This window comes from Yersinia sp. 2542 StPb PI (genome assembly GCF_048593855.1).
Classification (GTDB): domain Bacteria; phylum Pseudomonadota; class Gammaproteobacteria; order Enterobacterales; family Enterobacteriaceae; genus Yersinia; species Yersinia enterocolitica_E.
Map to the genome: position 1 here is coordinate 1 of NZ_JAZGQA010000428.1, position 950 is coordinate 950.

Consider the following 950-nt stretch of genomic DNA (forward strand, 5'->3'; position numbering starts at 1 on the left):
GCCCTGGCGGGCGCACAGGATATTCTGGCGCTGAGTGGCTTTAACGGCATCTTTGGCAATACGGTCACCGGCAGCGGTATCTTGCAGGTCACCGACAGCAGCGATGTGACCCTGACCAGCAGCAATGGCGTCGACAATGCGGTCACGGTGGATATCACGGATGCCACCTTGAATCTGGCTGATATCGCGCTGTTTGACCATGCACTGACCGGCACTGGCACACTGAACATTGATACTGCCAATAACATTTTCAATTTTGGTGTTAATACTGGCACGGCATTCGCCGGTACGATTGATATGGAAAACACTGTTTTTGCCCTGAGTGGCGATAATACCAGCACATTGGGCAATGCGTTGTTTGTGGCCTCTGGCGGTACGTTGATGACCGTAGGCAGTGGCAATCAGATACTGGGTAACTTTACCCTAAATGGTGCGACGACAGTATTTGGCTCTGGCAGCTTAATCGTCACTGACACGTTGGCGGTGACGAATAGCAGTACCATTCAAGTTGATCCGGCTCTCACCACTGGCGGGAATTTACTTGATCAGGACACTGGCAGTTCAGCCCAATTAATCAGCAGTAATAATACGCTCTCTACACCTGAGTTGGCGCTCCTGACATTACAAGACAGTTTGGGTAATAGCCTGGGTAATGGCACAACTGAAGATATTATTCAGGGGAGCAATATAGTTGCTGAGGCACTTTATAACTACGGATTATCGGGCAATGGCGGTGGCTTAAGTGTGACGTCAAGTCTGACTCAGTTGACGTTACTTTCCGGCCAAAGTTTGACGCTGACGTCACAGGGCGCGGTGAATGCTGATCACACCTTGCTGGCGAAAGTGACTGGTACGGGTAATTTAGCTATTGGCGCTGATAACAGCGAAATGACGCTGAACAATGCCACGAACGATTACACCGGTAGCACATTGGTGAATGGCGGCATCTT

At 50.3% G+C, this 950-nt stretch carries 1 pseudogene; it reads left to right on the plus strand.

Going from position 1 to position 950, the window contains the following annotated elements:
* Positions 1–950, plus strand: a pseudogene (locus V1952_RS22090) (autotransporter outer membrane beta-barrel domain-containing protein); the annotation flags it as partial.